Genomic DNA, 7798 nt, shown 5'->3' with positions numbered 1-7798 from the left:
CGCTGATGCGACGCCTAGCCGAAGAGGTGCGCGAGCCAGTACGCCGCTCCTGCGGCCAAGCCGCCGACCAGCAGCGTCTGCGCCGCGGATTTTAGCTTGTTGACGCCGGTGAAGTGCCCCTTGACGGCTCCGAAGCACAGCAGGGCCATGCCTGTCGCGGCAACCGAGATCTGCAGGGCCGTTCCGATGTCTTTCGTGAACATATAGGGCATCAGCGGAATCAGACCGCCGACCACGTAGGACCCGCCGATGGTGACGGCGCTGATCGGCGCCCGCTTCGGATCGGGACGCTCTAGGCCCAGTTCGAAGCGCATCATGAAATCGACCCAACGCTGCCTGTCGGACGCGATCGCGCCGACCACGGACTTCAGCGTATCTCCTTGAAGTCCGTACTCGCGGAAAACGCTCTCGACTTCCTCGATCTCCCGTTCGCGCAGGTGCTCGACTTCGTGCTGCTCGCGCTGTTCCTCGGCCGCATAGTGCTCCGCGTCCGTGCGCGCCGCGAGATAGCCGCCGAGCCCCATCGCGATGGCGCCGGCGACGACTTCGGCGAGGCCGGCGGTGACGATGACGTCCATGCTGGCGACCGCCGCCGACAGACCGGCGGCCAGCGCGAACGGGACCGTCAGACCGTCGGCCATGCCGATCACCACGTCGCGGACGCTTTCGGTGGCGGTGAAGTGCTTTTCGACATGGGACGTGGAGGGCACGGTGATGCTCCTGCTTGACGAAGTTGATGGTCGAGTCCGAAGAAGGCTGCCTAGTCGGCAGCCCTCTTGCGACCGGAGATCATGGAGACGACCAGGTTTTCGCGATGCTCGAAGCTCGCGATCAGCACGCCGAGAAAATGCGCCATCCAGCCGTGTTAACCTTAATCGCACCCTGAGGAGCGATTCGGTGGCGGAGTTGGACCAGGAGGAGATGCTGACGTCGGCGCTGATCCGTGCAGCAGGGGACTGCTCGGTCTCGATCAGGCAGGAGCAGCCAATTTGGTAGGGCTCAGCCAGCGGACGATCTCGAAATTGGAGGCCGAGGACGACCTCTCCTCCAAAGATCTGCGCCGAAGGAATGCCCTGAAGGCCATCAGATCTGGGAGAAAGCAGGCATAGAATTCATTTTTCCGGGCGAGAAATCCGGTCAGGGAGTTCGCATCAAGCCCGCCTCCAAATAGCCGCTCAGGAAAGGGCGACGGGAATATCCGAATGGCCAGATCGCCAGACGCTGTTTTTATTGCGATGCTGGCGAGTTGATGAGACCTTCTCGGATCAGCGACTTGAAGGCGCACCGGTCGGCGTCTCGATGACATCTATTTTGCCGGCAAAGCGTAAGCCACCAAGGAATCGCCGATCGGCGTCTCCATGAAATGATGACCGCCGGCCATGATGACGAGATACTGGCGGCCGCCGGCCTCATAGGTGATCGGCGTGGCCTGGCCGCCGGCAGGAAGCACGTCCTTCCAGATGGTTTTTCCGGTCTTGATATCGATAGCACGGATCAGATTGTCGGTCGTCGCTGCGATGAAGATCAGGCCGCCGGCGGTCACGACGGCACCGCCATTATTTGGCGTCCCGATTCTGATCGGCAGCATCGACGGGATCCCGAACGGGCCGTTCGTCCGGGCTTCACCCAACGGACGATCCCAGAGCGTCTTGCCGGTCTTCAGATCGATGGCGCGAATTCCGCCATAGGGCGGCTGCTTGCACAACAATCCGGTGCCGGGCAGCCGCCAGCCGGCATTGACGTTGATCGCATAGGGGGAACCGAGCTGTGGATCGCCCGCGCCTTCCTGCCCGCCGATTTCGCCGCGCGCCTGGTCCCGCGGCGCCCAACCGAGACGATTGGCCTCGTCGCGCGGCACCAGCCGATTATAGTTCGGCATGTCGTTGTAATTGGCAACGATGATGTCGCGTACGGGATCGATGGCGATGCCGCCCCAATCGGAGCCGCCATTATAGCCTGGATATTCAATCCAGTGCGGGCTGGCCATGGGGGGCGTGAAGATGCCCTCGTAGCTCGCCTGACGAAACTGGATACGGCAGACCATTTGGTCGATGGGCGACATGCCCCACATGTCCTGCTCGGTGAGATCGGCCTTTCGCAGGGTGTGGTAAAGCGAGAATGGCTGGGTTTTGGCGCGCTGCGCAGGCTCCACGCCGCCTTGCGGCACCGGCCGCTCTTCGACGCCGACGAGCGGCTTGCCCGTGCGGCGGTCGAGCACGAAAATGTCACCGCGCTTGCTCGGCAGCACCAGCGCCGGCACCGGCTCGCCTTTGTCCGTCGGGAAGTCGACCAGCGTCGCTTGAGAGCCGAGATCGTAGTCCCAGACGTCATTGTGCACGGTCTGGAAATGCCAGGCGGGCTTGCCGGTCGTAACATCTAGCGCGACCAGCGATGTCGCGAACTCTTTCTCGCGGTCCGAGCGGCTGCTGCTCCAGTAGTCCACGGCCGAAACCCCAAGCGGCAGATAGACGAGTCCCAGCTCCTCGTCGCCGGAGGCGGTCGTCCACATGTTGGGCGTGCCCCTGGTGTAGGTTTGTCCAACCGCCGGCGGCGCGCTTGCATCCGGCTTGGCCATGTCCCAGGCCCAGCGCAATGCGCCGGTTTGTGCGTCGTATCCCTGGATCACACCCGAGGGCGCGTCCCGCTTTTGCCCATCGAGCACTTCATGCCCGATAACAACGACGCCGCGCACAATCGTCGGCGCCGACGTGATCGCAAACATGCCGGGATCGTGCCGACCAACTCCCGTCGCAGTGTCGACCTGTCCGTCATGTCCGAATGCCTCGCAGCGCTTGCCGGTCTTCGCATCGATTGCGATCAGGCGTGCGTCAAGCGTACCTTCGATGATGCGGCTGGCACAGGCCGCGCCCTGATCGGCATTGGAGAGTTCGTAATATGCAAGGCCTCTGCAAGCTGCGGTATACGGAATGAACTCGTCCGGAACGCGCGGGTCAAATCGCCAGATCTGCTTGCCGGTCTTGGCGTCGACGGCGATAACGATGTTCTTGGGCGTGCAGACGTAGAGGTTATCCCCCACCTTCAGCGGCGTGTTCTCTGCGCCGTATGTGCCCTTTGTATTCTTGGTAGGCAAGTCGCCCGTGTGAAAGGTCCAGACCTTCGTGAGCTTGGCGACGTTCGTCGAGTTGATCTCGTCGAGCGGCGAATAGCGGCGCGCGCTGTAGCTGCCGCCATACGCAGGCCAATCTGCGCCTGCCTTGAGAGAGGAAGGGTCGGCCATCGCGACGGTCGGAGATGGCATGACGCGAGGAGCGGCGCTTGCCGGCCGAAAAGCCCCGGACATCAACACAGTTGTGGCTACCAGCAGTACAAGCCCCGCAGCGATTGTCGCCGCAGCTTCATACTGGTGGCGAATGGGCCGAAGCCGTGGCGTGAGCGCCAGGACGGCGATCAGCAAAATGGCCGGTCCGACGGTCCGCGGCACCAAGGCCCAACCGTTAGCGCCAACTTCCCAGAACGCCCAGGCGAGGGTGAGCAGGAAGAGAACAAGGTAAAGCCATGCGCCTTCAACGCGCCGGCGGGCCAACAGCAGACCCGAGATGATCAGGACGATTCCGCTGGGGAGATAATAGAAGGAGCCTCCCAACCAAAGCAGCCATGCACCGCCGGCCCCGAGCACGAGGCCGATCAGAACCATGAATCCTCCGAGGGTGAATGCCGCCCAATCTGCCGCGCGATACGTCTGAGCCATGCCAGTTACTCGTCATAGATTGATGCTTTGCTCCAGATCCAAGAGCGCGTCCGGCGCTTTGGTTCCCGCATTTGCGGGTACGCTTCCGGACCACGGAGCGCCGTTGGCGCGGGGAGGCGTTGAGCTCAAGCGCCCCTCAGCAGCCCGAAGAGATGGGCAATTCGTTTCTGCTCCGCTATCTTGGTTTCGGGGTCATACGCATTCTCAACGTATGTGTTCGCTGCCTATCATAAAGACCTGCGGATCGCTCGGCGCAGTTGCCGTGTTGACGATATGGCTCTGAGTCGCTGCCTATTCCGTCCTGGCGGCGCCGAACTCAACGCTGAGATCGGAAGGCGACTGTCTCAGCGATAGCGTTTGGCGGATCATCGTCGCCCGCTAGAGGGAAGACCTGTTCGGTAAATTGCCCCATCGGACCTGCCCGGACCATCAGAGTAAACAGCTGATATCGACGTTCGACATCCTCCCTGTCGCTGCGAGCGGCAATCAGGCGACGAGCGTCTGCAAGTACGAGGTCGGCGTGGTGGGAGAGCGCCGAGAGCCGGGTGGGGTCGCGCTCGGAGCTTGCGACTTGTGTCATCACCTCAATCATTCGGATCGATATTGCAGGCTGGGCGCCTGCGCTTTGCCGGATCATATGGAACATCGTCCCGAGCAGTTGATCGTATTGCACATGCGGCACCACCAGCACCGGCTGACTTCCTCTGATCGACACTCCTGATGGCAGATGCAGGGGTACGAGATCGCAGAGCGCCGCACCCAGTCGATCCAGGACCGAGAGCGCGGTGTGTGGATCGTTGATGCCGGGCGAAAGTGCCCGCACCGCGACTTCTACGAGTTGGCGAACGGCAAAGCGCAGATCGGAAGCGATGCTGCTTGTTGCGCCCAGCGCCGTCGCATTCCGGATAGCCGCTTCGGCACCGTCGACGGGAGGATTTACCAGAGCGACGGTCGCCCCCGGAAAAACATAGTCGCCGGGGCCGATCAACAGCCGAATGGTGGCTCTATGCTTGGCCGCCCAGGTGGCCAGGCCCTCTTCGTCCAGATGCTGCAGATAACCGCGCCGCGAGTCCTTCAGAGGCAGGGAGCCGATCCAGTACTCGCCCGGCGGAGGCTTCGGCTGCGGATCCTGGACCGTTAGCTGGCGCATAGCGCTGCGGAGGTCTTCACTGACGAGTTCGACGACAGTTTCAACGTTGATCCGGCCGGCGACGTGACCGACGAAGTAGACGAGCGTCGCCACGCAAGCCAATGCGAGCAGAATTCCAACGCTTAATGATAGATGAGGGACGATGCCCCCCTCGGGTTCTGTCCGGATGCTTCTCAGCACGACGAGAGCGTAACAGAAGGTGCCGAGCAGCATCCCGAGCGTGAGTTGATTGCCGCGATCGCGAGTGAAATTGCGGAGCAGTCGCGGCCCCATCTGACCTGCAGCGAGAGACAACGCGGCAATGGTGATCGAGAACACGGTTCCCGCGACACCGATCGTCGCGCCGGCTACGGTGCCGAGCAGGGTGCGAGCGCCGGTCGCGCCGCCGTCGTACATCCAACTCTGTAGATCTGAGAGGTAGACCGTGTTGCTCTGGTCAATATGAACGAGGGTGAAGGCGCCGATCAGGCTGCAAAGCACCATGACCATAGGCGCCAGCCAGAATGTCTCGCCAAGGTCAGCCAGCAGTTTTTCAGCGCGGGCGAGCATATTTTGAGCCGCATAACCACATCGAACCTGGAACCAACAGCCGGGAGGTGGAGCGGTTCCGCCCAACCGCTCCACCTCAGAAGATTACCCGTTGCTGGGGTACTTGAATTCAGGCGCCGACTTCAACTGGTCGGCCGTCGTGTCCATGGTCGCGGTCCATTTGTTGGCCGCATGATCGAACTTCAGATTGATTGCCGAAGGCCGCACTGCAACGTAGTGGTCGCCAAGGCCCAGGAACCCTCCCACCGAGAGGATATAGCCGTCGATGCCGTTCTCGTTCAGCGCGACGTCCTTGATCGTGCCAATGTCCTGTTTGGCGTTGTTGTACACCTGCAGACCCATCAACTGCGAGCTCAGGCCGTCCTTCGGCGGCACCGACGTGAAGGCTCCGCCCGGGCGATCCGAAGTTGCGTTAGCGCTGCTGCTGGACGAGTTCGAATTCGAAGAAGACTTCTGCGCGTTAGCGCCGACCGTCTTCACCTCGGCGAACGTATTTGGACCAACGAACATTGTCACCGGATTTCCTGATCGATCCCTGGCCTCCACCAGGAACGACTGCGGCCGTACCTTGACGTCGGTGAAGCCTGCCTGTTGCAGGTCGTTGACCATCTGTTGCCGAGTGCTCGCTTGACCAGGGTCGGACTGGACCGCGTCCGCCTTGTTGCCCCCCTTGTTTGCCATGCTGTTTTCAGTGCGTTGGTCGGCTGACTGATTGCGGCTCGAGTTCTGCACGGCGCTATGCTCCACGGGACCGGTAGTTTGCGGAGCGCTTTGCGCCATCGCAAGCGATGATGCGCCAACAAGAGCTGCCGCCGCGAAGAATGAGGTCGCTTTCATGTTTAGATTTCCTTTGCTCGAGTTTCAAAAGTTGTAGGCGTTCCTAACGGTTGGCGCCGGTAGAACGCGGTCTAGGTCAGGGACATGGATGCCGGATGCCGTCGTAGCCCATGTAAGTCCCGGAGCTCGGGTCGTACGACTTGTATCGCTGAGAGCAGTAGGCGTTGTTCTCGGCAGCTTGGGCCCGGCTGTTGGCGACGGCGCTTCCAATCGCCGCACCTGCCACGAAGCCGCCCAACGCTGGACCCCAGCCGCGGCTATAGCGGTGCCGGTAGCCGTCGCGCCAGTGATGACGATGCCAACCGTGGTAACGGCCATGCCTCCATTGAACTTCCACCAGGCTTGCGTGGTTTTCGGCCATCCCGCTCGCAGCCAACATAGGTGCAGCTTGCGCAGTAGTTCCAACCGGAATCGCGAGCGCCAATACGGCGACGGCAACGTACCATCTGTTTGCTTTCATTAATTCATCTCCGCGGTTTTCATTACCCGAAGAAAATGCGCGAGCGGCGGTGCCGTTGCAGAGACAGTTGGTACGTATGTGTACCCCCGCCGCGAGCACCTGCTTCCTGCAGCAGCAAGGCTCCGGTCGAAGCACCACTGGCCCCGTGCTGCAGCGGACCAACCTATGCGGTCTGCAATCCGGCTCCGGGTTGATCACCGCGGCGTCATCCATACGATAGGCGAAGACTCGCAGGGCTTGCCGCAAGGTCATTGGAGCCCCAATGCGAATAGCCATAGTCGAAGACGAATACTTCCTCGCCGACGATCTCGCGGTCGAGATCCGGCGCAGCGGTCATCAACCAATTGGCTCGTTTGCAGAGCTAAGCCCTGCTTTCCATGCAGCGGCTAATGCAGCTATCGATGCGGCGCTTCTTGACGTCGACCTGCACGGGCGGGCCTCGTTCGAATTCGCAGATCCCCTCTTGAACAGAAGCATCCCCTTCCTGATCTACACGGGATCCAGCCGCGAAGCCATACCCAGCCGATTTGCGCGGTACGTGGTTGAAAAGCCGATTCCAATTCGTGATGTGGTTGATCGCTTGTGTCGCCATGCGCTTGTGCACGGCTCGCCGCGGGACTGGTATGGCGTTGGTCCGTAATTGCCGCGACAGGGGCCCGTAGCGGTGTGGTTTGGCGTCTGACGTAGCGCGTACGCAGGCGCGCCGACCTTCTGCCGGGCATAAAACGTTCTGATCGGAACGCCGAATGCCCAGAACGATTGTCGCTAGGCAACCCAGGGAGCACCCCCGAAGTGGGTGTGCTTCCGAACCCGGACTTGCGCATACCTCGACTGTAAAGAGGGCCGTAGGAGCTTGGCATGCTGAAGTGGGCGTTGATCTTCTTTGTGATATCGATCGTAGCCGGATTGCTCGGGTTCAGCGGAATCGCCGCTGGTGCATCCACCATCGCCAAGTGGCTGTTTTTTGCGGCTGTTGCGATTTTTCTGGTGTTCGTGCTCCTCGCCTTCTTTCCGGGGGAGGTGATTCTTTAGCGCTGATCGACGGGCGCTCGGCAAGTCCAGCAATCGCGAGGGTCTGCTCCGAAGCGGTCCC

General features: G+C 61.4%; 7 protein-coding genes. 2 read left to right on the top strand and 5 right to left on the bottom strand.

What is annotated here, in order from left to right; all coding sequences use genetic code 11:
- Positions 1-14: 14 nt before the first annotated feature.
- From AC0L3C_RS30975 to AC0L3C_RS30955, 5 genes are all read right to left on the bottom strand, one after another.
- Positions 15-710 carry a VIT1/CCC1 transporter family protein gene (locus tag AC0L3C_RS30975; protein ID WP_473280240.1) on the bottom strand — a complete coding sequence of 232 codons (696 nt, stop codon included), beginning with the start codon at positions 708-710 and terminating at the stop codon, positions 15-17.
- A gap of 596 nt (positions 711-1306) precedes the next feature.
- Positions 1307-3709, bottom strand: coding sequence for a membrane-bound PQQ-dependent dehydrogenase, glucose/quinate/shikimate family (locus AC0L3C_RS30970; protein WP_473409842.1), 2403 nt, complete (start codon positions 3707-3709; stop codon positions 1307-1309).
- A gap of 316 nt (positions 3710-4025) precedes the next feature.
- On the bottom strand, positions 4026-5408 hold the full coding sequence (locus tag AC0L3C_RS30965; protein WP_473409841.1) for a DUF2254 domain-containing protein: 1383 nt from the start codon (positions 5406-5408) through the stop codon (positions 4026-4028).
- A gap of 84 nt (positions 5409-5492) precedes the next feature.
- Positions 5493-6245: a PRC-barrel domain-containing protein gene (locus AC0L3C_RS30960; RefSeq protein ID WP_473409840.1), complete on the bottom strand. Its 753-nt coding sequence runs from the start codon at positions 6243-6245 to the stop codon at positions 5493-5495.
- A 76-nt stretch (positions 6246-6321) separates the two neighbouring features.
- Positions 6322-6705, bottom strand: coding sequence for a BA14K family protein (locus AC0L3C_RS30955; protein ID WP_473409839.1), 384 nt, complete (start codon positions 6703-6705; stop codon positions 6322-6324).
- 262 nt (positions 6706-6967) lie between these two features.
- On the opposite strand from AC0L3C_RS30955, the gene AC0L3C_RS30950 reads away from it, so the two are divergent.
- Positions 6968-7345 (top strand): response regulator, encoded by a 378-nt coding sequence (locus tag AC0L3C_RS30950; protein ID WP_473409838.1) that lies wholly within the window; start codon positions 6968-6970, stop codon positions 7343-7345.
- A gap of 218 nt (positions 7346-7563) precedes the next feature.
- Positions 7564-7737: a DUF1328 domain-containing protein gene (locus AC0L3C_RS30945; protein WP_473409837.1), complete on the top strand. Its 174-nt coding sequence runs from the start codon at positions 7564-7566 to the stop codon at positions 7735-7737.
- The last annotated feature ends 61 nt before the right edge of the window (positions 7738-7798 follow it).

It is taken from the genome of Bradyrhizobium sp. WSM4872, assembly GCF_055811715.1.
Note: the sequence above shows the minus strand (reverse complement) of the source record. Positions and strands in the feature narration are given on the sequence as shown.

Bases quoted from the DNA above. Each gene is read 5' to 3' on its own strand.
- AC0L3C_RS30970 (WP_473409842.1), bottom strand. From the start codon at position 3,709: ATGGCTCAGACGTATCGCGCGGCAGATTGGGCGGCATTCACCCTCGGA.
- AC0L3C_RS30965 (WP_473409841.1), bottom strand. From the start codon at position 5,408: ATGCTCGCCCGCGCTGAAAAACTGCTGGCTGACCTTGGCGAGACATTC.
- AC0L3C_RS30960 (WP_473409840.1), bottom strand. From the start codon at position 6,245: ATGAAAGCGACCTCATTCTTCGCGGCGGCAGCTCTTGTTGGCGCATCA.
- AC0L3C_RS30955 (WP_473409839.1), bottom strand. From the start codon at position 6,705: ATGAAAGCAAACAGATGGTACGTTGCCGTCGCCGTATTGGCGCTCGCG.
- AC0L3C_RS30950 (WP_473409838.1), top strand. From the start codon at position 6,968: ATGCGAATAGCCATAGTCGAAGACGAATACTTCCTCGCCGACGATCTC.
- AC0L3C_RS30945 (WP_473409837.1), top strand. From the start codon at position 7,564: ATGCTGAAGTGGGCGTTGATCTTCTTTGTGATATCGATCGTAGCCGGA.